Origin of the sequence: Massilia sp. UBA6681 (assembly GCF_002454935.1) — a bacterium.
Classification (GTDB): Bacteria; Pseudomonadota; Gammaproteobacteria; order Burkholderiales; family Burkholderiaceae_D; genus Telluria; species Telluria varians.
Genome location: NZ_DKJX01000049.1, coordinates 29,643 through 51,866, shown reverse-complemented (window position 1 = coordinate 51,866; position 22,224 = coordinate 29,643). Strand labels below are relative to the sequence as shown.

The window sequence follows — 22,224 nt, the reverse complement described above, 5'->3', positions numbered from 1 at the left end:
GGTCTACTCCATCAGCCACGGCATCAGCGCCGGCAGGCCATGCACCAGCGCCATGCCGGCCAGGCCCTGCAGCGTCGTGTAGTGCCAGAGCAGGGCGACGTTGTCGAGCGTCGCGCGGCTGCGCTCGCCCAGGTGACCGCGCCAGGACCGGAGAACCAGGTAGGGACCCGCGATCGCCAGCACCACCACGTGCAGGCCCTGGTAGCCGAGCAGCCCGCCGATCGCGGCGCCCCAGGCGCTGGCCGTCGGGTCGAGGCCGGCGAACTGGTGGCCGCGCAGATCGAGCAGGAAGGAAGCCGTGGTGCAGCCCAGCGCCAGCAGCACCAGCCAGGGCAGGCGGCGCTTGCCGAGCGCGCGCACGGCCAGCAGCATCAGCACCGAACTAGCCACCAAAAGGCCGGCCGAGACCAGCTGCGACGACAGTTCCGGCAGGGCGGCGCCGGGCGGCGGGCAGACTTGCAGGCGCATCGACACGTGGACGTAGGCGTAGCCGAAGGACGCGAAGATGCAGGCGTCGACGATCAGCATCACCATCGTGCCCCACCACGACTGCGAGGCCGTGGTCTTCGCATTCACCGGCAGCACCAGGTCTTCCGCGACGCGTGCCTGGTCGATCGGCGGCTTGCGGTCCGATTCCCACAGCCAGGCGATGGTGCCGCCCACCGCCATCAAGCCGAAGATAAAGGCCGGCAGGATCGCCTTGACCGTCAGCAGCAGGAAGAAGCCGGCCGTGCCGAGGGCGGCGATGACCGGCAGCCAGCTGTCGGTCGGCAGCACCATCAGGTAGCGCGGCTCGGCCTTGACCGGGCTGGTGGCGATGGTTTCGCGCAGGCCGGTGGCGGTGCCGGGCAGGTAGTGCTGGCCGCGCTCGACCTCTTCCGGCAGGGTCGGCTGGTCCCACAGCGGATTGGTCGAGTGGATGCGTGGGATGCTGCGGTTGCCGTAGGATTCCGACGGCAGCCATTCGAGGGTCGGCGCATTCCACGGATTGCCCACTTCCTTTTCCGGCCGGCGCAGCGCGCGCACGGCGTCGACGATGAACAGCAGCACGCCGAAGGCGAAGATGAAGGCGCCGACCGTGGACAGCATGTTCAGCAGGTTCCAGCCGAGGTGCGCATCATAGGTGTAGACCCGGCGCGGCATGCCGTACAGGCCCGTGATGTGCATCGGGAAGAAGGCCAGGTTGAAGCCGCCGAACATCATCCAGAACACCCAGCGCCCCAGCTTCTCGGACAGGGGCTGGCCCTTGACCAGCGGCAGCCAGTAATACATCCCGGCGAACACCGGGAACACCATGCCGCCGATCAGGACGTAGTGCAGGTGGGCGACGATGAAGTAAGTGTCGTGGGCCTGCCAGTCGAACGGGATCACGGCCACCATCACCCCGGTCAGGCCGCCCAGCACGAAGATGAACATGAAGCCCATCAGGAACAGCGCCGGAGACGTCATGCGCACGCGTCCGTTCCACAAGGTGGCGATCCAGGCGAATACCTGGATGCCGGTCGGGATCGCCACCGCCATGCTGGCGGCCGAGATAAAGCTCATCTCCAGCACGCCCAGGCCGGCGGTGAACATGTGGTGAGCCCACAGCCCGAAGCTGAAGAAGCCGACGCCGACCAGGGCCACGATGATGGCGCGCCGCCCCACCAGCGGGGTGCCGGCGATGGTCGGGATCATGGTCGAGACCATGCCGGCGGCCGGCAGGAAGATGATGTAGACCTCGGGGTGGCCGAAGAACCAGAACAGGTGCTGCCACAGGATCGGGTCGCCGCCGCGCTCGGCGATGAAGAAGGGCCAGTCGAAGGCGCGCTCCAGTTCCAGCAGGGCGGTGCCGGCGATCACCGCCGGGAAGGCGAACACGATCATCACCGCCACCACCAGCATGGCCCAGGCGTACACCGGCATGCGGCGCAGCGTCATGCCCGGCGCGCGCGTGAACAGGATGCCGACGATCAGCTCGATCGCGCCGGCGATCGCCGAGATCTCGATGAAGCCGATCCCCAGCAGCCAGAAGTCGGCGTTCAGGCCCGGCGAATAGGTGTTGCCGGTATAGGGCGGGTACATGAACCAGCCGCCGTCCGGCGCCAGGCCGACGAAGATGGTGCAGAAGAAGGCCAGGCCGCCGAAGGCATAGGCCCAGTAGGCATAGGCGGACAGGCGCGGGAAGGGCAGGTCGCGCGCGCCCAGCATGTTGGGCAGCAGGTAGACGGCCAATGCCTCGACGATCGGGATCGCGAACAGGAACATCATCACCGTGCCGTGCATGGTGAAGACCTGGTTGTAGGTGTCGGGGCTGAGCAGGGTGTTGTCGGGCACCGCCAGCTGCACCCGCATGACCAGGGCCAGGATGCCGGCCAGGACGAAGAACAGCAGGGCGGTGCCGATGTAGAGCAGGCCGATGCTGGTGTTGTTCACCGAGGTGAAGAAGCGCCAGCCGGTGGGCGTGCGCCAGACTTCCTTCAGGCGCTCGAATTCGCCGTCCGGGCGGGGCAATGAATTAGGCAAATGCGTGGGCAGCGGCTGCGTCATTTCAGGTGCTCGAGGTAGGTGGCCAGCGCGCGCAGCGCGTCGCGGTCGAGGTCTTGCGAGCCGGGCATGAAGACGCCGGGCTTGGCGGCTTGCGGGTCGGCGATCCAGCCGTCCAGCGTGTCACGGTGATTGCGCAGGGTGCCCGCGCCGATGTGCATGCGGCTGCCGACGTGGGTCAGGTCCGGGCCCAGGCGCGACCCTTCGGCCACGCCGCGGATCGTGTGGCAGGCCTGGCAGCGTTGTTCCAGGAAGGCGGCGCGGCCGCGTTCGAGGATCGCGTTGTCCGCGGGCAGGGCAGGCTGCGCCTGGCGCGCCAGCCAGGCCTCGAATTCCTGCGGCGCCAGGGCCACCACGTGCAGCGCCATCTTCGCATGCTGGGCGCCGCAGTATTCGGCGCACTGGCCGCGGTAGATGCCCGGCTTGTCGGCGCGCAGGGTCAGGCCGGTGACGCGGCCCGGGACCATGTCGCGCTTGCCGGCCAGCGAGGGCACCCACAGGCTGTGGATCACGTCGGCCGAATTCAGGCCGAGGTAGACATTGCGGCCGACCGGGATGTGGATCTCGTTGGCGGTGACGATCTCGCGTCCGCTCGCCGGGTCGTGGTAGCGCACTTCCCACCACCACATCTTGGCGGTGACCGAGATGGTGAGCGCATCGCGCGAAGTCTGCGGCGCCAGTTGCGCGCTGCGCCAGGTGCTCCACCCCAGGAGCGCGGTGAGCACCACGACCGGAAAGGCGATGCCGCCGCCCCCGATCCACAGCAGCGCGCGCGCCGGCCGTTCGCGGCGCCGCAAGCTGAGGAACAGCAGCGCCATCACGGCGAGGAAGATCAGGGCGCCGGCGCCGAACATGACCCAGGCGAACTGGCTGATGATGGCGGCGTCCCAGCCGGCCGGCTGCAGGACCGAGTGCAGGGTTCCGGTCATGGCGCTCACCTCAGGGTGTACAGGAAGGCGGCCATGTGGCGCGCCTCCTGTTCCGTCAGGCCCATGGGCGGCATTTCGGTGCCGGGTTTGACGGCATGCGGCACGCGCAGCCATTGCACCATGTTGGCGGGCTGGTTGGGGATGCCGCCGGCGATGTAGCTCAGGCGGCCGATGTATTCGAGCGAAGGGCCGGCGCCTTCCGACTTGCCGTCCGCGCCCTGCACGCCCGGGATCACGTGGCAGGCGCCGCACTGGTACTGGGTGACCAGCCGCAATCCAAGCTGCACGTCGCCGCCGGGGACGGCCGAGCGTGCGTCGTCCTTGCACCCGACGAGCAATACGGCACAAGCCAGTGTCAATGCGGCCTGTGTGGCGGTGCGGAGAGAATCACGGTAAAGACGGGGGCGCACGTTTGAAATTCGACATTGTGAAGTGGCTTTTATAATACACAAACAATAATGCATTTTTTTTAACGAATCCAATCGGACGCACCCCGACATGCTCTCCAACCGCCAACGGCTGATCGTGAAGACCGCTGTATTGACGCTGCTCGCGGCGGGTGCCATCGCGGGTGCGGCCGGCCTCGCGGTCCTGTATGGCGGCTGGTACAACATCGGCGCCACCGCCCAGCATTTCCCCTACGTGTACACGGTGCTGGAAAAGGGCATGGCGAACTCGGTGCGCCACCACGCACGCGACGTGCAGGTGCCGCGCCTCGGGGGCGAGCAGCAGTTGCGCCTCGGCGCCGCGGTCTACCGCGACAAGTGCCTGCAATGCCACGGCGGCCCGGGCGTGGCCCAGTCCACCATCGGCATGAGCATGCAGCCGATTCCGGGGCCGCTGGTGGACGCCACCCAGCACTGGGAAGCGCGCGAGCTGTACTGGATCACGAAGAACGGCATCAAGATGAGCGGCATGCCGGCCTGGGAATACCACCTGGGCGAGAACGAGATCTGGGCGGTAGTGGCCTTCGTGAGGGCCATGCCGGCGATGAGCGCCCAGGATTTCCGCGCCAGGACGGCGCAGCCGGATGCGCCGGCGCTGGCGCAGGGAGGAGCGAAATGAGCTTGCTGCGCATCGCGGCGGTGCTGGCGCTGGCCAGCCTGGCCGCCTGCTCGCCCAAGCGGCCGCCGGTCGGCGTGCAGGGCGACCCGGAACGCGGCAAGATCGCCGTGACGCAGTACGCCTGCCAGTCCTGCCACCTGATCCCCGGCGTACCCGGCTCGAAGGTCTATGTCGGCCGGCCGCTCGAAGGCATGGCCGAGCGCAAGGTGCTGGCGGGGGCGGTGCCGAACGACCAGGCCGGCCTGGTGCGCTGGATCCGCGATCCGCAATCGATCGACCCGAATACCGCCATGCCGAACATGGGCGTGAGCGAACGCGATGCGCTCGATATCAGCGCATATCTGCTGAGCCAATAACCTGGCTGTCCGATCCTTGGTATCATCGCCCGCTGGCCCATGCTGGGCGTGTTCGGCGTTTGATATACAAGGAAGACAAGAATGAGATTGGTGCGCTATGGCCGCCCGGGCAAGGAAAAGCCGGGCCTGTTCGACGAAGAGGGCCGCCTGCGCGACCTGTCCGGGATCATCGACGACATCGACGCGTCGCAACTCTCGGACAAGGCGCTGCGCAAGCTGGCGAAGCTTGAGTGGAAGACGCTGCCGCTGGTGCGCGGCAATCCGCGCCTGGGCGTGCCGGTCAAGGGCGTCGGCAAGTTCATCGGGATCGGCATGAACTATGCCGACCATGCGGCGGAAACTGGCGCCGAGGTGCCGAAGGAGCCGATCTTCTTCACCAAGGCGATCAGCAGCCTGTCCGGCCCGGACGATCCGGTCCAGCTGCCGAAGGGCTCGAAGAAGACCGACTGGGAAGTCGAACTGGGCGTGGTGATCGGCACCCGCGCGCAGTACGTCAGCGAAGACGAGGCGCTCAAGTACGTGGCCGGTTACTGCGTGGTCAACGACGTGTCCGAGCGCGCCTTCCAGTTCGAGATGGGCTCGCAGTGGGACAAGGGCAAGGGCTGCGACACCTTCGGTCCGGTCGGCCCCTTCCTGGTGACGCGCGACGAAATCTACGACGTACAGGACCTGGATCTCTACCTGGAGCTGAACGGCAAGCGCATGCAGACCGGGAACACCGCGAACATGATCTTCACGGTGGCGCAGATCGTCAGCTACGTGTCGCGCTTCATGACGCTGGAACCGGGCGACATCATCACCACCGGCACGCCGCCGGGTGTGGGCATGGGGCGTTCGCCGCAGCGCTTCCTGAAGAAGGGTGACAAGCTGAGGCTCGGCATCGCCGGCCTGGGGGAACAGCAGCAGGAAGTGGTGGCGTTTCCTAAGTAAGATGACGGTAGTGGCGCGCTAGCAAACTTGGGTCCCGGCCTGCGCCGGGACGACGTTGTTCCAGTTCGCTGGAATCGGAATCCGTTAAAGCCGCAGGCCTGAAAACCGTCATCCCGGCGCAGGCCGGGATCCAAGTTCGTGCCGCAGCTACCAGCGCGCAAACGCTAGTCCGGCAGCCGCGCCTCGCAGCCTGCCGGCACCGCCGTCCTGGCCGTGTTCATCACCATGGCCAGGAAGGTGTAATACCCGTTGATCCCCATGAGATCGACCACGCCGTGCTCGCCGAACAGCGCGAGCGCATCGGCATACACCCGGTCCGACACCGATTTGGCCTCGTGCAGCTCGACGCAGAAGTCGTGCACCACCGCTTCGTCGACCAGCATGTCGCTCGGTCTGCGCCGCTCGGCGATCGCCTGGATCACCGAGGCCGGGATGCCCACCTGGGCCGCGATCGGCGCGTGGATCGCCCATTCCACCTGCTGGTTCCACTGGCGCGCGGTGACCAGGATCGCCAGTTCCGACAGCCGTACCCCGATCGCGCTGCGGTAGCGCAGGTACTCGCCCATGCGCTGGGCGTATTCCATCAGCTCCGGACTGCGCAGCAAGGGCACGAAGGGGCCGTACACCGCCCCGCGCGGCCCATCGATGATGGCCTGCGCCGCGGCGCGCTGGGCCGGGGTCATGTCCTCCAGGGCGATCGGTCCGAGTCGGTCGGTCATGGGCTGGGTGGTCTGTTGTAATTGGAAAATAATTGCACAGCGTTCTCTAAAAATCAAAAGAACCGGTGCACGGCACGCTTATTGTCAAACTCTTGTTCTGACCAAGGGAGTCGCAATGAGCCATATCCTCCACCGCAACCTGCGCCAGGTGCCGCCGACCGCGGTGTCCGCCGACGGCATCCGCATGCGCGACAAGGCCGGCCGGATCTACATCGACGCCAGCGGCGGGGCTGCCGTTTCCTCGCTCGGCCACGGGCATCCCGACGTGATCGCCGCCATGCACCGCCAGATCGACCGCTGCGCCTATGCCCACACCGCCTTCTTCACCACCGACGCGGCCGAGGAACTGGCCGACCGGCTCATTGCCGGGGCGCCGCAGGACATCGGCGGCGTCTACCTGGTCTCGGGCGGCTCGGAAGCGATGGAGACGGCGCTCAAGCTGGCGCGCCAGTACTGGGTGGAGGCGGGCGAGCCGCAGCGCCGCCTGTTCATGGCGCGGCGCCAGAGCTACCACGGCAACACCCTGGGCGCGCTGGCGGTGGGCGGCAACGAGTGGCGCCGCAAGGCCTTCGCACCGCTGCTGATGGACACCGTGCGGGTCAGCGCCTGCTACGAATACCGCGGCCGCGCGGCGCACCAGAGCGTGGACGACTACACCGCCGGCCTGCTCGACGAGCTGGAAACCAACATCCTCAAGGCCGGGCCGGAGAACATCATCGCTTTCGTCGCCGAGCCGGTGGTGGGCGCCACCGGCGGCGCGATCCCCCCGACGCCGGGCTACTTCCAGGGCGTGCGCGACATCTGCGACCGCTACCGCATCCTGTTCATCGCCGACGAGGTGATGTGCGGGATGGGGCGCACCGGCACCATGTATGCGATCGAGCAGGACGGCGTGGCGCCGGACATCATCGCGATCGCCAAGGGCCTGGGCGCGGGCTACCAGCCGATCGGCGCGGTGCTGGCGCACCAGACCATCGTCGACTGCCTGCGTAACGGCAGCGGCATGTTCCAGCACGGGCACACCTACATCGGGCACCCGGTGGCGGCCGCGGCGGCGCTGGAAGTGCAGAAGGTGATCGAGCGCGACGACCTGCTGGGGCGGGTGCGCAGCCGAGGCGCCACGCTGCGGCGCATGCTGGGCGACGTGTTCGGCACCCACGAGCACGTGGGCGACATCCGCGGGCGCGGCATGTTCCTGGCGCTGGAATTCGTGCAGGACCGGGCCGACAAGCGGCCGTTCGCGCCGGAGCGCAAGCTGCACGCGGCGATCAAGGCCAAGGCGATGGAAAACGGGCTGATGGTCTACCCGATGGGCGGGACCATCGACGGGCAGTACGGCGACCACGTGCTGCTGGCGCCGCCTTTCATTGCGACGGCGGCGGATCTGTCGGAGATCGTGTCGCGGCTGGCCGATGCGGTGGAGGCGGCGTTGAAGCAGTAGGCCAGGTCGACGTGAAACGCTGACACAGCTGCCCATTACAGCAGGCTCAAAAACGTCATTCCCGCGAAGGCGACGCAACGCACTTGGATTCCCGCCTGCGCGGGAATGACGGTTTATAAGCTAACGCAGAGAAAAAGGACGACTAGCCGCTCAGGCCAGCACCTTCCTGATCCACTTCGAAATATCCTGCACCTCTTCCAGGCACAGCGAGTGCTGCATCATGTACTCGTGCCACTCGACCTGGTAACCCAGCGACACCAGCACATCCTTCGATTCGCGCGCACGCGCGAAGGGCACCACGTTGTCGTGGGTGCCGTGGGCCATGAAGATCGGCGTGGACAGGCTTTCCTGGGTGCGTTCATCGATGACCACGTTGGCCAGCGGCAGGTAGCCCGACAGGCACAGCATGCCCGCCAGCTTTTCCGGGTGGCGCATGCCGGTCTGCAGCGTCATCGCGCAGCCCTGCGAGAAGCCGGCCAGGATGATGCGCGAAGCCGGGATGCCGCGCGCCTTTTCACGCGCGATCAGGGCTTCCACGTCGCGTTGCGAGGCGCGCAGGCCGCCTTCGTCCTCGCGGCGGGTCAGCTCGGCGCCGGTGATGTCGTACCAGGCGCGCATCACGTAGCCGCCGTTGATCGTCACCGGCATGGTCTTGGCATGCGGGAATACGAAGCGGATCCCCGGCAGTCCCGCGAGGTCCAGTTCGTTCACGAGCGGGACGAAGTCGTTGCCGTCGGCGCCCAGGCCGTGCAGCCAGATGACCGCCACTTGCGGGTTCGGCGCGGTTTCGATCTCGATGTTTTGCAGCAGTTCCATGGCTTCCTTTGTTCGTTCAGGCAGCAGGAGGACGCAGCGCCGACTTCGGGCGGAAGGTCTTGCTGATGGACGGATTGGTTTCGATGTAGGGACCCTTGATGAGGTCGATGCAGTAGGGGACGGCGGCAAAGATCCCGCCGACGACCGTGTTGCCGGCATCGTCCTTCAGGCCTTCCAGCGTTTCCTTGATCGACTTGGGCTGGCCCGGCAGGTTCATGATCAGGGCCGCATGGTCCGCCGTCTCGCGGATCACCGCGGTCTGGCGCGACAGGATCGCGGTCGGCACGAAGCGCAGGCTGATCTGGCGCATCTGCTCGCCGAAACCCGGCATCTCTTTCGTCGCCACGGCCAGCGTCGCCTCGGGCGTCACGTCGCGCCGCGCCGGGCCGGTGCCGCCGGTGGTGAGCACCAGGTGGCAGCGCGCATTGTCGACCAGGTCGACCAGGGTGCGCTCGATCTCCGCGCGTTCGTCGGGGATCAGGCGGGTTTCGACCCGAAACGGCGTGGTGATCGCCTGCGCCAGCCACTCGTGCAGGGCCGGGATGCCCTTGTCTTCATAGACGCCGCCGCTGGCGCGGTCCGAGACCGACACCAGGCCGATGATCAGCTCTTGATGCGCCAGTTCAGGATTACTCGTCGTCGGACTCGTCATCGCCGGCTTCTTCCTGGTCGTCTGCTGCCGCCTTCTGTTTCTGCTTCTTGCCCAGGTCCTTCAGGATCTGGAAGATCTCGCGGTAGGCCTTGGGCGGCTTGTTCTCCGCCTGTTCCTTGCGCGCGTTGCGGATCAGGGTGCGCAGGTGCTGCACGTCCAGTTCCGGATTTTCTTCCAGCAGCTGGGTCAGGGCCTTGTCGTCGGCGAGCAGCTTTTCGCGGCGGCGCTCGAGGGCGTGCAGCGCGGCGGTCTCGGCCTTCGAGGCGCCTTTCCAGCCCTCGATGGTGCGCTTGATGACCTCGACTTCTTCCTCGTCCAGCGTGCGCATCTTCTTGCCCACGAACTGCAGGGCGCGGCGGCGGCCTTCGTGGTTGGTGATGCTCTGGCAGGTGAGGATGGCTTCCTTGACGTCTTCCGGCATCTCGACGCGCTTGACGCGGTCGCGCGGCGCCTCCACCAGCTGTTCGCCGAGCTTCTGCAGCTCGTTCGACTGGCGCTTGGCTTCGGACTTGGAAGGACGTTCGTATTCTTGTTCGAACTCGTTGGACTGGAAGCCAACGGAGCCGCGGTTTGGATTAGGCATGATCTATGGATTGACCCGGATCGATCCGATTGGCGTAGAGCCGGTCAGTGAAAATAGTAAACGGCTGCTATGATAACTGTTTTAGGGCGAGCCACGAAAAACACGACATGAACGACTCCGCGATCACTTCTACGTTTACCCATACCCAGGACCAGCTGAAACAGCTCGCCCGCGACGTGTTGGCCTTCGCGAAAGAGCAGGGCGCCACCGATGCTTCGGTCGAGATCAGCGAAGGCAGCGGCCTGTCGGTTTCCGTGCGTAAAGGCAAGATCGAGACCATCGAGCAGAACAAGGACAAGGGCATCGGCGTCACCGTCTACTACGGCCAGCGGCGCGGCAATGCCAACACTTCCGACTTCTCCACCAAGTCCCTGAAGGACACCGTGGAAGCGGCCTGGAACATCGCCCGCTTCACCGCCGAAGACGACTGCGCCGGCCTGCCCGATGCCGAGCTGCTGGAAACGAACCCGCGCGACCTGCGCCTGTTCTACCCCTGGCAGATCAGTACCGAGGAAGCCGTCGAACTCGCCCAGCGCTGCGAAAACGCGGCTTTCGAAGTCGACCCGCGCATCAGCAACAGCGAGGGCGCCAGCGTCTACGTACAGCAGTCGCACTTCGTCGGCGCCAACTCGCGCGGCTTCATCGGCGGCTACCCGTTCTCGCGCCACACGATCTCGGTCGCGCCGATTGCCGGCAAGGGCAACAGGATGCAGCGCGACGACTGGTACACCTCGGCGCGCGACCCCAAGAAACTGGCCAGGCCGGAAGCCGTGGGGCGCTACGCCGCCGAGCGCGCGCTGGCACGCCTGAACGCGCGCAAGCTGGACACCCGAACCTGCCCGGTGCTGTTCGAGGCCCCGCTGGCCGCTGGCCTGCTCGGCGCCTTCGTGCAGGCCGTCTCGGGCGGTGCGCTGTACCGCAAGTCGAGCTTTCTGCTCGATTCGCTGGGCAAGCAGGTCTTCCCGGAGCACATCAATATCGTCGAAGACCCGCACCTGATCGGCGCGGTTGGCTCCGCGCCCTTCGACGAGGAAGGCGTGCGCACCACTCGCCGCAAGGTGGTGGAGAATGGCGTACTGCAGGGCTACTTCCTGTCCTCGTACTCGGCGCGCAAGCTGGGCATGCAGACCACCGGCAATGCCGGCGGCTCGCACAACCTCGACATCGTGTCCACGGCTACGCGCCGCGCCGACGATTTCGAAGGCATGCTGCGCAAGATGGGCACGGGACTGCTGGTCACGGAACTGATGGGCCAGGGCGTCAACTACGTCACCGGCGACTATTCGCGCGGCGCGTCCGGCTACTGGGTCGAGAACGGCGTGATCCAGTATCCGGTGGAAGAGATCACCATCGCGGGCAATATGCGCGAAATGTTCCAGCAAATCGTGGCGATCGGCAACGATGTTCTTCATCGTGGAAATAAATCGACCGGTTCGATCCTCATCGAAAAGATGGTCGTGGCCGGTAGTTGAAACTGGAGAATAAAAAATGAGCAAGTTCGTTCGCATTGACAAAGAAAACAGCCAGAAGAGCGTCCTGCTCAACCTCGACCTGGTAGCCACCGTCGAGCTGTCCCAGCCCTCCGACCTGCTCAGCTCGGGCAACGAGGCGCGCAAGGCCTACGTGAGCTTCCTGGCCCCCGACAAGACCACCATCGCCACCCTGCATTTCGACGCGCTCGCGGACGCCAATACCTGGGTCCAGAAGCACCTGGGCGTCGAGCTCTAAGACAAGCGGAGGCGTCATGGCCAAGCTCGTCCTGTCGCAAGCCTTCGATTTCCGCAGCGCCCAGGACTGGACCTGGATGCTGCGGGAAACCAACTTCAACCGCATCTCGATTGCGGACACCACCTACCGCCAGACCTTCCTCGGCGACTTCCCGCTGGCCTCGGACAGCAGCCTGAACGGCAAAATCGCCAGCACCTCCTTTTCCATCAAGGATGCGCTGGTCTACACCATCAGCGGTCTCGACCATGCCGCCAGCCTGCTGGCGCCCTACGTCGAGCGCAAGGGCGACCTGCGCGGTCTGTACGAGCCTTTCCTGGCCGGGGACGATACGATCGAGGGCAGCGCTGGCGCCGACGGCCTGATGGGCTTTGCCGGCAACGACCGCATCCGCGGTGGCGGCGGGGACGACTGGATCTCGGGCGGCGCCGGCTTCGATTTCGCCCTGTACGCGGGCAACCGCGCCGCCTACAGCGTCACCCGCACGGCCACCGGCTTCACCGTGGCCGACAGCACCGGCGTGGAGGGGAGGGACAGCCTGGAGGGCATCGAACGCCTGGTCTTTGCCGACACCAACGTGGCGCTCGACGTCGGCGCCGGCGAAACGGGCGGGCGCGCCTACCGCCTGTACGAGGCCGCCTTCAACCGTACGCCGGACGCGGCGGGCGTCGGCTTCTGGATCGGCAAGCTCGATGCGGGCGTGTCGGTGACGGCGGTGGCGCAGGGCTTCATCGACTCGCAGGAATACCGCGAGGCCTACGGCTCCGCCATGACGCACCGCGAGCTGGTCACGCGTTACTACACCAACATCCTCGACCGCGCGCCGGAGCAGGCGGGCCTGGACTTCTGGGTGCAGAAACTCGACAGCGGCGTGGCGCGCGCCGACGTGCTGGCCGGGATCAGCGAGAGTCCGGAAAACATCGACGGCTCGGCGGCGCTGATCGCCAACGGCTTTGCCTACACCCCCTATGGCTGAGAACAAGACCAGGGCCAATGACGCCAGCGTGCGCGCCTACCTGGATGCGATTCCCGACGCTGCGCGCCGCCAGGATTGCGAAGCGATCGTGGCGATGATGAGCAGGGTGACGGGAGCGCCTCCCGTCATGTGGGGCGGCAGCATCGTCGGCTTCGACAGCTACCACTACAAGTATGCCAGCGGCCGCGAAGGCGATGCCCCGCTCGCCGGCTTCTCGTCGCGCAAGGGCGACATCAGCATCTATCTGTCCTGCGAGCTGCCGCCGACGGACGCGCTGCGCGAGCGCCTGGGCCGGCACAAGATGGGCAAGGCCTGCCTCTACGTGCGCCGGCTGGAGGACGTCGACGCGCACGTGCTGGAGCAACTGGTGGCCGAGGCCGCCGCCGCGACGCGGGCGCGCTACGGCTGATAAAAAGCCCACCGGACCGCATGGTCGAGTGGGCTTTGCCGAGGCTGGCGATGCTCAGCCGGCCTGCTCGATGCGGCTGAGGCGCTGACCATAGATGCCCCAGGTGACCGGCTCGCCATCGACCGTGGCCTTGAGGGCCCAGCCGGTGCCGATCTTCTCGACCGTCACCTCGGCCTCGACTTCCTTCGCCACTTTCTCGGCCCAGGTCTGGGCCGCGCCGCGGCCCTTGAACAGCTCCTGGCCTTCGAACACGACGGTGGCGTCGAACACGGGGGCGGAGAACACGCTCATCGCCCGCTCCTTACTTCGTGCCCAGCGCGCGGACTGCGTTCAGCACCGGCTGCAGCACCGCCGCGCCCAGGCGCGTGCTGCGGGCGCCGTCCCAGCCCACCTGCGGGTCCGGGTCGTTGGCGTTGTCCTTGAACGGCAGTTCCAGGGTCAGCGACAGACAGCCGAAGGCGTGGGTGATGTGCGAGGAGCCCATGGTGAGGGTCTCGTCGGTGAACGGGGTCTTGCCGTAGCCGTGCACGTCCTGGAAGTCCGGGCTGGCGATCTTGAAGTCTTCGATGAAGCGCTGCTGCTGCGCGGCCTGGGCTTCGGTCCAGGTCGGGAGCGACTCGCTGCCGGCTACGAACACGTAGGGGAGGCCCTCGTCGCCGTGCACGTCCAGGCACAGGTCGACGCCCGTCTCGTGCATCTTCTTCAGCACCAGGAACACTTCCGGGCTGCGCTCCATCGACGGGTTCATCCACTCGCGGTTCAGGTTGGCGCCGGCCGCGTTGGTGCGCAGGTTGCCGCGCACCGAGCCGTCCGGATTCATGTTCGGCACCACGTAGAACACCGATTCCTTCAGGAGCTGGCGGCCGAACGGGTGGGCCGGGTCGAGCAGGGCGTCGAGCATGCCTTCGACGAACCACTCGGCCATGGTCTCGCCCGGGTGCTGGCGTGCGATCACCCAGACCTTTTTCTTTTCAGGCGAGGGTTCGCCGATGACCAGCATGTTCAGGTCGCGGCCGTCGACGGTGGAGCCGAGGTCCAGCATGCGCACGTTCTCGGCCATCTGGGCGCGGTCGAGCAGCTCCAGGTGGCGTTCCCACGAGTAGGGCTCGAAGTAGGCGTAGTAGACGCTGTCCATGCCCGGGGTGTGCTCGATCGTCATCACCTTGCCGTCGTAGGAGGTCGGCACGCGGAACCAGTTGACGCGGTCGTAGCTCGCCATCGCCTGGTAGCCTTCCCAGCCGGCCGGATAGGCGGCCTGGGCCGCATTCAGGAAGCGGATGGTGCAGGCCTGGCCTTGCGCGCCCTGCAGGCGGAAGTAGAACCATTGCACGATGTCGGCGTGCGAATCCTTGCGGATGTTCAGGTCGATGGCGTTCGCGCTTGTGGCGTTGACGACTTCGATGGCGCCAGCGTCGAACTGGCTGCTGATCTTGATAGACATGGTGTGTCCTGGATTATCGGTGTTGGGTAAAACGCTAATAATACTGCACGAATCAGGCGAGGCCGCCGAATCGCTCATGGAAGTCCTGGTCCGCTTCCGGCGTGGATTCATCTTCCTTGCGCAGCATCGTCATGATGTGTTCCTCGGCCCGGGCATAGGTGAGACGGTAGATGCGCCCGGCGAGTTCATAGGCGTCGCTGCCCGGCCACGGGGCCGGCAGCAGACCGAGCGGCAGCATCGGGTCGTGCAGCTGCACGCGGCGGTAGGCGTGGATCAGGAGGCTGCGGATGGCGAACGCGTCCTGCGGGGCGATGTCCGCGTCCATGTCCAGTAGCGGTGTGAAGGTCTCGATGAAGCCGCGATAGCCGGCCATCACGCCCGACAGATCCCAGGCGTCGCCCACCAGCTCGGGTAGCGGGCGCGCGCCGACGCCGGGCAGTTCGGCCGCATCGCACACGAATACCTTCCCTTCCGCGCCGGCACGCACCAGGATCTCGCGCAGGGTGTCGCGATCCGGCGCCGGGTGCGTCATCACCCCGGTGGCCAGCATCGCGAAGCCTTCCCACTCCAGTTCCTTGCGCAGCAGCGCGCGCAGGTCGCCGTCGATACTGCCGTTGGGGGCCAGCACGATGGTCCAGCGGCCATCCCAGTCCAGTCCCGGCGGCGAATAGATGCGGCGATTGGCGCGCTCGAAGCGCGGCAGCGCCTTCGGCTCCAGCGCATAACGGCTGCGCCGGCCCTCGCGGCTGGCGGTCAGCCAGCCTTCCTGCACCAGGCGGAACACGCTGGTGCGCACCAGCCGGTCCGACACGCCCAGGGGACCCAGCAGGTCGATCATGCTGCCCAGCCAGAAGGCGCCGCCATGCGGGGCGATGGCGTCGCCGCACAGGGTCATCACCAGCGATTTATGGCGCGGCGGGTCGTTCGTCAGAAAGCGGTCTATCCATTCCGCGCTGGTGAGTTGTGCCATTGATAACGCCTCGATATGATTCAAAATTTTGGTGTACATCCAATTTTTTGTATCGTATTATGGTTTGGAGAGTTTCGCAACGGAGACCAGCATGTACGCACAAATGGTGGAGACCGGACTCAAGAAAGTCCGAACCGAAGAAGACATGAGCCTTGAAGAAGCGGCGTTCCAGGCGCGCATTGACGCCGGCATCAAGATCGAGCCGAAGGACTGGATGCCCGAGGCCTACCGCAAGACCCTGATCCGCCAGATCTCGCAGCACGCGCACAGCGAGATCGTCGGCCAGCTCCCGGAAGGGAACTGGGTCACGCGCGCGCCGACACTGCAGCGCAAGTCGGTCCTGCTGGCCAAGATCCAGGACGAGGCCGGCCACGGCCTGTACCTGTACAGCGCCGCCGAGACGCTCGGCGTATCGCGCGACGAGCTGCTGCAGGCCCTGCATGCGGGCAAGGCCAAGTACTCGAGCATCTTCAACTACCCGACCCTGAGCTGGGCCGACATGGGCGCCATCGGCTGGCTGGTGGACGGCTCGGCCATCATCAACCAGATCCCGCTGTGCCGCTGCTCGTACGGACCGTACGCGCGCGCCATGATCCGCGTCTGCAAGGAAGAGTCCTTCCACGCGCGCCAGGGCTACGACATCATGATGGCGCTGGCCAAGGGCACGCCCGAGCAGAAGGCGATGGCCCAGGATGCGCTGAACCGCTGGTGGTGGCCTTCGCTCATGATGTTCGGCCCCTCGGATGCCGAGTCGGTGAACAGCGCGCAGTCGACCGCCTGGCGCATCAAGCTGTTCTCCAACGACGAGCTGCGCCAGCGCATGGTCGACCAGACCGTGCCGCAGGCCGAATACCTGGGCCTGACCATTCCCGACCCGGACCTGAAATGGAACGAGGAGCGCGGCCACTACGATTTCGGCGAGATCGACTGGAGCGAATTCCACAACGTCCTGAAGGGCAACGGCCCCTGCAATCGCGAGCGCCTGCGCACCCGCGTGAAAGCCTATGAGGACGGCGAATGGTTCCGCGATGCCCTGGTCGCCCACGCCGAGAAGAAAGCGGCCCGCAAGGCTGCGGCATAAGATGAGAACGATGGGGCGGTGACACCGCCGCATGCAACCCCTTGGAGATACAGAGATGAGCAAAGAATGGCCGCTGTGGGAAGTCTTCATCCGCAGCCAGCACGGCCTGGCCCACAAGCACGTGGGCAGCCTGCACGCGCCTGACGCCGAGATGGCGATCAACAACGCGCGCGACGTCTACACCCGCCGCAACGAAGGCGTGTCCATCTGGGTGGTGCGCGCCCAGGACATCGTGGCCAGCAGCCCGAACGACAAGGAAGCCCTGTTCGAGCCGGCCAACAGCAAGGTCTACCGCCACCCGACCTTCTTCCCGATGCCGGAAGAAGTCAAGAACCTGTGAGGTCGGCCGTGGACGCAAAGATCGAGTATCTGCTTCGTCAAGGCGACAACGCCCTGATCCTGTCGCAGCAGCTGTGCCAGCTGTGCGGCAAGGGACCGGCGCTGGAAGAAGACATGGCGCTGTCGAACGTCGCGCTCGACCTGCTGGGCCAGACCCGCATGTGGCTGAGCTATGCCGGCGAGCTGGAGGGCAAGGGCCGCGACGAAGACCGCCTGGCCTTCCTGCGCGACGCCCACGACTACCGCAACTGCCTGCTGGTCGAGCAGCCCAACGGCAGCTATGCCGAGGTCATGACGCGCCAGTTCCTGTTCGACACCTGGCACTACTTCCTGATGGACGGCCTGACCCGCTCGAGCGATGCGCGCATCGCCGAGATCGCGCAGAAGTCGATCAAGGAAGTCACTTACCACCTGCGCCGCTCGGGCGACCTGGTGGTGCGCCTGGGCGACGGCACCGATGTCAGCCACGCCAGGATGCAGACCGCGCTGGACGAGCTGTGGATGTACAGCGGCGAGGTGTTCCTCTACGACGCCGTCGACAATGCGATGGTGGAGCAGGGGGTGGCTCCCGCGGTCGAGGGACTGCGCAAGAACTACCTCGACCACCTGGCCGACGTGCTGAACGAAGCCACCTTGATCATGCCGGACCCTAGCGCCTGGATGCAGCGCGGCGGCAAGCAGGGCCGGCACAGCGAGCGCCTGGGCTACATCCTGGCCGAGATGCAGTTCCTGCAGCGCGCCTATCCGGGAGCGCAGTGGTAATGAACCTCGTCGGCGTCACCATCGAACTGGTCTGGAGCTGGCTCGGCGAGGTCGCCGATCCGGAGATTCCCGTCATTTCGGTGGTGGACCTCGGCATCGTGCGCGAGGTCGCTTTCGAGGGCGACGCCTGCGTGGTCACCATTACGCCAACCTACTCGGGCTGCCCGGCCATGCAGGTCATCGCGGACGCGGTGAAGGAAGCCCTGCAGGCGCATGGCCTGGAACAGGTACGCATCGTCAGCCGCCTGGCGCCCGCCTGGACCACCGACTGGATGAGCGAAGCCGGCAAGGCCGCCCTGAAGGGCTACGGCATCGCGCCACCTAGCCAGCAGGCGATCGACATCAGCGGCCTGCACGCAGGCATCCGCCGCCGCGCCGCGCCCGAGGTGGCCTGCCCCAACTGCGGTTCGCCGCATACCCAGCTGACCAGCGAGTTCGGCTCGACGCCCTGCAAGGCGCTGTACAAGTGCCTCGACTGCCGCGAGCCTTTCGACTATTTCAAGTGCCACTAAGATGAGCAAATTCTATCCACTGACCGTGGCGAAAGTGAAGCAGGAGACCCGCGACGCCATCGCCGTCACCTTCGACGTCCCGGCCGAGCTAAAAGCCCAATTCGCCTACCAGCAGGGCCAGCACCTGACCCTGCGCGCGATGATCGACGGCGAGGACGTGCGCCGTTCCTACTCGATCTGCTCGGCGGTGCAGGACGAACAACTGCGCGTGGCGATCAAGCGGGTGTCCGGCGGCCAGTTCTCGAGCTGGGCCAACGAACACCTGAAACCGGGCGCCATCCTCGAAGTGATGCCGCCGATGGGCCACTTCAACGTGCCGCTCGACCCGGCGAGCGAGCGCCACTACCTGGCCTTCGCCGCCGGCAGCGGCATCACGCCGATCCTGTCGATCGTGAAGACCACCCTGCAGGCCGAGCCGAAGAGCCGCTTCACCATCGTCTACGGCAACCGCGCCTCGTCGAGCGTGATCTTCCGCGATGAACTGACCGACCTCAAGGACACGTACATGGACCGGCTCAAGCTGGTGTATGTGATGAGCCGCGAGCAGCAGGACATCGAACTCTTCAACGGGCGCATCACGGAAGAGAAGTGCGGCCTGTTCCTGAAACACTGGATCGCTATCGACGACATCGACGTCGCCTTCATCTGCGGGCCGGAAGACATGATGCACGGCGTGTCGCGTTCGCTGCAGGCGGCCGGGCTGGCGAAGGAAAAGATCCGCATCGAGCTGTTCGCCGCCAGCATCCCCAAGCACGAGCACAAGCCGCGCAGAATCGAGGCAGGGGCGCAGCACCTGACCGAAGTCACCGTCATCATGGACGGCAACGCGGCCAGCTTCACGATGGACAAGGACAAGGAATCCATCCTGGACGCCGGCCTGCGCGCGGGCATCGACATGCGCTATTCGTGCAAGGGCGGCGTGTGCTCGACCTGCCGCTGCAAGGTGCTCGATGGCCAGGTGGAGATGGACGTGAACTACGCGCTGGAAGACTACGAGGTGGCGCGCGGCTTCGTATTGAGCTGCCAGAGTTTTCCCATCACGGACAAGGTAGTCGTCGATTTCGATATCGCCGAATAGGCCTACTAGCAGAGAGACCGTCGTTCCGGCGAAGGCCGGAACCCAATTTGACGTTCGTGGCATAGCAGCGAACTTGGGTCCCGGCCTGCGCCGGGACGACGTGCGAAGGACAACAATAAAAACGGAGACAACCATGAGCTACGAATCCATCCAGTTCAAGATCGAAAACGGCATCGCCCTCCTGACCCTGAACCGCCCCGATCGCCTGAACAGCTTCACCCAGGCCATGCACCTCGAGGTGCGCGACGCCCTGGACACACTCCAGGCCGACAAGTCCGTGCGCGTGCTGGTCCTCACCGGCGCCGGCCGCGGCTTCTGCGCCGGCCAGGACCTGTCCGACCGCGCCGTCGAACCCGGCGCCCCCGGCGTCGACCTGGGCGAATCGGTCGAGAAGTTCTACGCCCCGCTGGTCATGACCCTGAAGTCGCTCCCGATGCCGGTCATCTGCGCCGTCAACGGCGTGGCCGCCGGCGCCGGCGCCAACCTGGCCCTGGCCTGCGACATCGTGCTGGCCGCGAAATCGGCCAGCTTCATCGAAGCTTTCTGCAAGCTGGGCCTGATCCCCGACACCGGCGGCACCTGGCACCTGCCGCGCCTGATCGGCCAGGCACGCGCCACCGGCCTTGCCATGCTGGGCGACAAACTCAGCGCCGAGAAGGCCGAGCAATGGGGCCTGATCTGGGCCTGCGTGCCGGATGAAGCCCTGATGGACCAGGCCATGGCCATGGCCGAGCACTTCGCCGCGGCGCCGACGAAGGGCCTGGCTTTCACCAAGAAAGCCCTGCAGGCCAGCTGGTCGAACACCCTGCCGGAGCAGCTGAAGCTGGAAGGCGAGATGATGCGCGAGCTGGGCTACAGCCACGACTACCGCGAAGGCGTCGCCGCCTTCATCGCCAAGCGCCCGGCGCACTTCAAGGGGGAATGAGATGACGGCTCTCCCGAAAGACAGCATCGTCGCCGTGGTCGGCAGCGGCGCCATGGGCAGCGGCATCGCCCAGGTGGCGGCCAGCGCCGGCCACCAGGTCCTGCTGTTCGACACCCGGACCGACGCCGCCGACAAGGCCATCGCGGACATCGGCAAGACCTACGCCAAGCTGGTCGAGAAGGGCCGCATGGACGCCACCGCGGCCGATGAGGCACGCGCGCGCCTGAAGCGCATCGGCACACTCCAGGAAGCGCACCAGGCCGCGCTGGTGGTCGAAGCCATCGTCGAGAACCTGGACGCCAAGCGCGCCCTGTTCGCCGAGCTGGAAGGCATCGTGGCGGACGATTGCATCCTGGCCACCAATACCTCCTCGATCTCGGTCACCGCGATTGCAGCAAAGCTGCGCCGCCCGGAACGCCTGGTCGGCATGCACTTCTTCAATCCGGTGCCCTTGATGGCGCTGGTCGAAGTCATCAGCGGCATCGCCACCGACAAGGCGGTGGCCGACACCACCTACGCCACTGCCGAAGCCTGGGGCAAGAACCCGGTGCACGCGAAATCGACGCCGGGCTTCATCGTCAACCGCGTCGCCCGTCCATATTATGCGGAAAGCCTGCGCCTGCTGCTGGAGCAGGCCGCCGAGCCGGCCACCATCGATGCCGTGCTGCGCGACTGCGGCGGCTTCCGTATGGGCCCCTTCGAGCTGATGGACCTGATCGGCCACGACGTCAACTTCTCGGTGACGAATTCGGTCTACAACGCCTACTTCGGCGACCCGCGCTTCACGCCCTCGATCCTGCAGCAGGAACTGGTCAACGCCGGCTTCCTGGGCCGCAAGACCGGCCGCGGCTTCTACCGTTACGGCGAGGGTGTCGAAAAGCCTGCCGTGCAGCTGGAGGCGCCGCAAGCGAGACCGGAGTCGGTGGCGATCGTCGGCAACGAATCCGACGCGATCGCAGCGCTGGCCGCGCGCCTGGCCGCTGCCGGTTACGCGCTGCCGCGCGAGGAGACCCTGGACGCGTCCCCCGGCTTCGTGTGCAATGGCGCCGCGGTCTATCTCACCGATGGCCGCAGCGCCACCGAGCGTGCCGCCGAGAGCTGGCATGACGACACCGTCGTCTACGACCTGCTGCTGGACCCATCCGGCGCCACCCGCATCGCGCTGGCGCGCGCGGACCAGTGCAGCGAGGCCGCGTATCACGCGGTGGTCGGCATGTTCCAGGCCGCCGGCTTTGCCGTCACGCGCCTGGACGACGTGCCCGGCATGGCCGTGATGCGCACCGTCGCCATGCTGGCCAACGAGGCCGCCGACGCCGTCAACCAGGGCGTGTGCAGCGCGCAGGCCGTCGACATCGCGATGCAGAAGGGCGTCAACTACCCGCGCGGCCCGCTGGCCTGGGCCGACAGCGTCGGGCTGGAGCACATCGTGGCGGTGCTGTCCAACCTCGCCGCGACCTATGGCGAAGACCGCTATCGCGTCTCGCCGCTGCTGCGCCGCAAGATCGCCGCCAATCCGCACGGAGCGAAGTTCCATGCATAGCGATCGGAACGTGGAGCCACAAGCCCTGGCCGAACTGGCCGGCAAGACCATGTACGAGCGCGACCCGGCCAGCCAGGCCCTGGGCATGACGCTCGACGAGATCCGCCCCGGTTACGCGCGCATGTCGATGCGCGTGCGCGGCGACATGCTCAACGGGCACGCCACCTGCCACGGCGGCTACATCTTCATGCTGGCCGACAGCGCCTTCGCCTTTGCCTGCAACTCGCACAACTTCAATACCGTGGGCGCCGGCTGCAGCATCGATTACCTGGCGCCCGGCTTTGAGGGCGACGTGCTGGTGGCCGAGGCGGTGGAGCAGGCCCTGCAGGGCAAGACCGGCGTGTACGACATCAAGGTCACCAACCAGGACGGGCGCACCGTGGCGCTGTTCCGCGGGAAGTCGCACCGCGTCAGCGGCATGGTGGCAGAGGTTGGGCAGTAAAGTATTT

At 66.3% G+C, this 22,224-nt stretch carries 26 protein-coding genes; 16 read left to right on the top strand and 10 right to left on the bottom strand.

Annotated elements, in window-relative coordinates; all coding sequences use genetic code 11:
* Positions 1-3: 3 nt before the first annotated feature.
* The 3 genes from ctaD to B2R83_RS07150 are packed head-to-tail and all read right to left on the bottom strand — an operon-like array spanning position 4 to position 3,793.
* The gene (gene ctaD, locus B2R83_RS07160) at positions 4-2,529 is read right to left on the bottom strand and encodes a cytochrome c oxidase subunit I (protein ID WP_292039631.1); all 2,526 of its coding nucleotides are present in this window, start codon (positions 2,527-2,529) and stop codon (positions 4-6) included.
* A complete protein-coding gene (coxB, locus tag B2R83_RS07155) occupies positions 2,526-3,455 on the bottom strand; it encodes a cytochrome c oxidase subunit II (protein ID WP_292039629.1) in 930 nt (309 codons plus the stop codon). The genes ctaD and coxB overlap by 4 nt, the downstream gene beginning before the upstream one ends.
* A gap of 5 nt (positions 3,456-3,460) precedes the next feature.
* Entirely contained in the window at positions 3,461-3,793 is a 333-nt protein-coding gene (locus B2R83_RS07150) for a c-type cytochrome (protein WP_292039627.1), read from the bottom strand.
* A gap of 160 nt (positions 3,794-3,953) precedes the next feature.
* Here B2R83_RS07150 and B2R83_RS07145 point away from each other — a divergent pair, with 160 nt between their 5' ends.
* The 3 genes from B2R83_RS07145 to B2R83_RS07135 all read left to right on the top strand — a co-directional run bounded on the left by B2R83_RS07145 (position 3,954) and on the right by B2R83_RS07135 (position 5,806).
* The gene (locus tag B2R83_RS07145; protein ID WP_292039625.1) at positions 3,954-4,520 is read left to right on the top strand and encodes a c-type cytochrome; all 567 of its coding nucleotides are present in this window, start codon (positions 3,954-3,956) and stop codon (positions 4,518-4,520) included.
* The gene (locus B2R83_RS07140) at positions 4,517-4,876 is read left to right on the top strand and encodes a c-type cytochrome (protein WP_292039623.1); all 360 of its coding nucleotides are present in this window, start codon (positions 4,517-4,519) and stop codon (positions 4,874-4,876) included. The genes B2R83_RS07145 and B2R83_RS07140 overlap by 4 nt, the downstream gene beginning before the upstream one ends.
* A gap of 81 nt (positions 4,877-4,957) precedes the next feature.
* Positions 4,958-5,806: a fumarylacetoacetate hydrolase family protein gene (locus B2R83_RS07135; protein ID WP_036212949.1), complete on the top strand. Its 849-nt coding sequence runs from the start codon at positions 4,958-4,960 to the stop codon at positions 5,804-5,806.
* A gap of 164 nt (positions 5,807-5,970) precedes the next feature.
* On the opposite strand, the gene B2R83_RS07130 is transcribed toward B2R83_RS07135, so the two are convergent.
* Positions 5,971-6,525 (bottom strand): carboxymuconolactone decarboxylase family protein, encoded by a 555-nt coding sequence (locus B2R83_RS07130; RefSeq protein ID WP_292039620.1) that lies wholly within the window; start codon positions 6,523-6,525, stop codon positions 5,971-5,973.
* A 115-nt stretch (positions 6,526-6,640) separates the two neighbouring features.
* Here B2R83_RS07130 and B2R83_RS07125 point away from each other — a divergent pair, with 115 nt between their 5' ends.
* Positions 6,641-7,966 carry an aspartate aminotransferase family protein gene (locus B2R83_RS07125; protein WP_292039618.1) on the top strand — a complete coding sequence of 442 codons (1,326 nt, stop codon included), beginning with the start codon at positions 6,641-6,643 and terminating at the stop codon, positions 7,964-7,966.
* A gap of 150 nt (positions 7,967-8,116) precedes the next feature.
* Here B2R83_RS07125 and B2R83_RS07120 read toward each other — a convergent pair whose 3' ends face one another.
* Genes B2R83_RS07120 through yjgA form a run of 3 tightly spaced genes read right to left on the bottom strand, consistent with a single transcriptional unit; the run spans position 8,117 to position 10,017 of the window.
* Positions 8,117-8,782, bottom strand: a complete 666-nt coding sequence (locus tag B2R83_RS07120) for an alpha/beta hydrolase (RefSeq protein ID WP_036214114.1) — start codon at positions 8,780-8,782, stop codon at positions 8,117-8,119.
* A 16-nt stretch (positions 8,783-8,798) separates the two neighbouring features.
* Entirely contained in the window at positions 8,799-9,434 is a 636-nt protein-coding gene (gene mog / locus B2R83_RS07115; protein WP_051306405.1) for a molybdopterin adenylyltransferase, read from the bottom strand.
* A complete protein-coding gene (gene yjgA, locus B2R83_RS07110; RefSeq protein ID WP_292039614.1) occupies positions 9,412-10,017 on the bottom strand; it encodes a ribosome biogenesis factor YjgA in 606 nt (201 codons plus the stop codon). Before yjgA ends, mog begins: the two co-directional genes overlap by 23 nt.
* Positions 10,018-10,124: 107 nt before the next feature.
* On the opposite strand from yjgA, the gene pmbA reads away from it, so the two are divergent.
* From pmbA to B2R83_RS07090, 4 genes are read left to right on the top strand one after another with little or no spacing between them, the layout of a single operon-like run.
* Entirely contained in the window at positions 10,125-11,489 is a 1,365-nt protein-coding gene (pmbA, locus tag B2R83_RS07105) for a metalloprotease PmbA (RefSeq protein WP_292039612.1), read from the top strand.
* Positions 11,490-11,505: 16 nt separating this feature from the next.
* Positions 11,506-11,745 (top strand): hypothetical protein, encoded by a 240-nt coding sequence (locus tag B2R83_RS07100; protein ID WP_209587349.1) that lies wholly within the window; start codon positions 11,506-11,508, stop codon positions 11,743-11,745.
* Positions 11,746-11,761: 16 nt separating this feature from the next.
* Positions 11,762-12,718, top strand: coding sequence for a DUF4214 domain-containing protein (locus tag B2R83_RS07095; RefSeq protein WP_292039608.1), 957 nt, complete (start codon positions 11,762-11,764; stop codon positions 12,716-12,718).
* Positions 12,711-13,127 (top strand): DUF1801 domain-containing protein, encoded by a 417-nt coding sequence (locus tag B2R83_RS07090; protein WP_292039606.1) that lies wholly within the window; start codon positions 12,711-12,713, stop codon positions 13,125-13,127. The genes B2R83_RS07095 and B2R83_RS07090 overlap by 8 nt, the downstream gene beginning before the upstream one ends.
* Before the next feature lie 54 nt (positions 13,128-13,181).
* Here B2R83_RS07090 and B2R83_RS07085 read toward each other — a convergent pair whose 3' ends face one another.
* The 3 genes from B2R83_RS07085 to B2R83_RS07075 are packed head-to-tail and all read right to left on the bottom strand — an operon-like array spanning position 13,182 to position 15,538.
* The gene (locus B2R83_RS07085; RefSeq protein ID WP_285374927.1) at positions 13,182-13,418 is read right to left on the bottom strand and encodes a hypothetical protein; all 237 of its coding nucleotides are present in this window, start codon (positions 13,416-13,418) and stop codon (positions 13,182-13,184) included.
* Between the two features lie 10 nt (positions 13,419-13,428).
* Positions 13,429-14,568 (bottom strand): M14 family metallopeptidase, encoded by a 1,140-nt coding sequence (locus B2R83_RS07080; protein WP_292039601.1) that lies wholly within the window; start codon positions 14,566-14,568, stop codon positions 13,429-13,431.
* 52 nt (positions 14,569-14,620) lie between these two features.
* Positions 14,621-15,538, bottom strand: a complete 918-nt coding sequence (locus tag B2R83_RS07075; protein ID WP_292039599.1) for a PaaX family transcriptional regulator C-terminal domain-containing protein — start codon at positions 15,536-15,538, stop codon at positions 14,621-14,623.
* Positions 15,539-15,629: 91 nt separating this feature from the next.
* On the opposite strand from B2R83_RS07075, the gene paaA reads away from it, so the two are divergent.
* The 8 genes from paaA to paaI all read left to right on the top strand — a co-directional run bounded on the left by paaA (position 15,630) and on the right by paaI (position 22,217).
* Complete coding sequence (paaA, locus tag B2R83_RS07070; RefSeq protein ID WP_292039597.1) at positions 15,630-16,619, top strand: 1,2-phenylacetyl-CoA epoxidase subunit PaaA; 990 nt, start codon at positions 15,630-15,632, stop codon at positions 16,617-16,619.
* A gap of 55 nt (positions 16,620-16,674) precedes the next feature.
* Positions 16,675-16,959: a 1,2-phenylacetyl-CoA epoxidase subunit PaaB gene (gene paaB, locus B2R83_RS07065; protein WP_027865558.1), complete on the top strand. Its 285-nt coding sequence runs from the start codon at positions 16,675-16,677 to the stop codon at positions 16,957-16,959.
* Positions 16,960-16,967: 8 nt separating this feature from the next.
* Positions 16,968-17,720, top strand: a complete 753-nt coding sequence (gene paaC / locus B2R83_RS07060) for a 1,2-phenylacetyl-CoA epoxidase subunit PaaC (RefSeq protein ID WP_292039595.1) — start codon at positions 16,968-16,970, stop codon at positions 17,718-17,720.
* Positions 17,720-18,232, top strand: a complete 513-nt coding sequence (paaD, locus tag B2R83_RS07055) for a 1,2-phenylacetyl-CoA epoxidase subunit PaaD (RefSeq protein ID WP_292039592.1) — start codon at positions 17,720-17,722, stop codon at positions 18,230-18,232. Before paaC ends, paaD begins: the two co-directional genes overlap by 1 nt.
* Before the next feature lies 1 nt (position 18,233).
* Positions 18,234-19,310 carry a 1,2-phenylacetyl-CoA epoxidase subunit PaaE gene (gene paaE / locus B2R83_RS07050; protein WP_292039589.1) on the top strand — a complete coding sequence of 359 codons (1,077 nt, stop codon included), beginning with the start codon at positions 18,234-18,236 and terminating at the stop codon, positions 19,308-19,310.
* A 133-nt stretch (positions 19,311-19,443) separates the two neighbouring features.
* Positions 19,444-20,235, top strand: a complete 792-nt coding sequence (paaG, locus tag B2R83_RS07045) for a 2-(1,2-epoxy-1,2-dihydrophenyl)acetyl-CoA isomerase PaaG (protein WP_209587359.1) — start codon at positions 19,444-19,446, stop codon at positions 20,233-20,235.
* A gap of 1 nt (position 20,236) precedes the next feature.
* Positions 20,237-21,775 (top strand): 3-hydroxyacyl-CoA dehydrogenase PaaH, encoded by a 1,539-nt coding sequence (paaH, locus tag B2R83_RS07040; protein WP_292039587.1) that lies wholly within the window; start codon positions 20,237-20,239, stop codon positions 21,773-21,775.
* The gene (paaI, locus tag B2R83_RS07035) at positions 21,768-22,217 is read left to right on the top strand and encodes a hydroxyphenylacetyl-CoA thioesterase PaaI (RefSeq protein ID WP_292039584.1); all 450 of its coding nucleotides are present in this window, start codon (positions 21,768-21,770) and stop codon (positions 22,215-22,217) included. Before paaH ends, paaI begins: the two co-directional genes overlap by 8 nt.
* Positions 22,218-22,224 lie beyond the last annotated feature (7 nt).